Raw genomic sequence first — 572 nt, 5'->3', positions numbered from 1 at the left:
GAGCGGCGTCCTCGACGGCCTGACGCTCGGCCTCGATCCGGGCGGCCTCAGCCTCCTCGGCGGCCTTCGCCTCCGCGGCCAGGCGGGCGGCCTCAGCCTTCTCGGCGGCGATCCGGTCCCGCTCGGCCTTCTCGGCTGCCTTGGCGGCGGCGATGATCCGCTGCTGCTCCTCGGCGAGGCGCTCGGCCTCGATGCGCTCGGCCTCGAGGCGCTCGGCCTCGATCCGGTCGGCCTCGGCCTTCTCGGCGGCGAGGCGAACGGCCTCGGCCTCCTCGTACGCCTTCCGCTCCGCCTCCAGGCGGGCGTCCTCGGCGCGCTGGGCGAGGATCCGGTCGGCCTCGAGCCGGTCGGCTTCAGCCTGCTCCGCGGCGATGCGCTCGCGCTCGACGGCCTCGGCCGCTTCGCGCTCGGCGTCGAGGCGGGCCTGCTCGGCGGCTTCTGCGGCGGCCTGCTCGGCGGCGATGCGCTCGGCTTCTGCTTGCTCGGCGGCGATGCGCTGCCGTTCGGCCTCCTCGGCGGCTTCGCGCTCGGCCTGCAGGCGGGCCTGCTCGGCGGCTTCTGCGGCGGCCTGT

1 protein-coding gene is annotated in these 572 nt (G+C 76.9%); it reads right to left on the bottom strand.

Annotated features, from left to right (window positions below; genetic code table 11):
• Window positions 1-572, bottom strand: a 572-nt coding sequence (locus tag EFL95_RS19610) for a hypothetical protein (RefSeq protein WP_425463971.1), incomplete at both ends; no start/stop codon positions are given.

Source organism: Nocardioides marmorisolisilvae (assembly GCF_003725775.1).
Classification (GTDB): domain Bacteria; phylum Actinomycetota; class Actinomycetes; order Propionibacteriales; family Nocardioidaceae; genus Marmoricola; species Marmoricola marmorisolisilvae.
The sequence above is the reverse complement of the archived record's forward strand: the minus strand, read 5'-3'. Positions and strand labels throughout refer to the sequence as shown.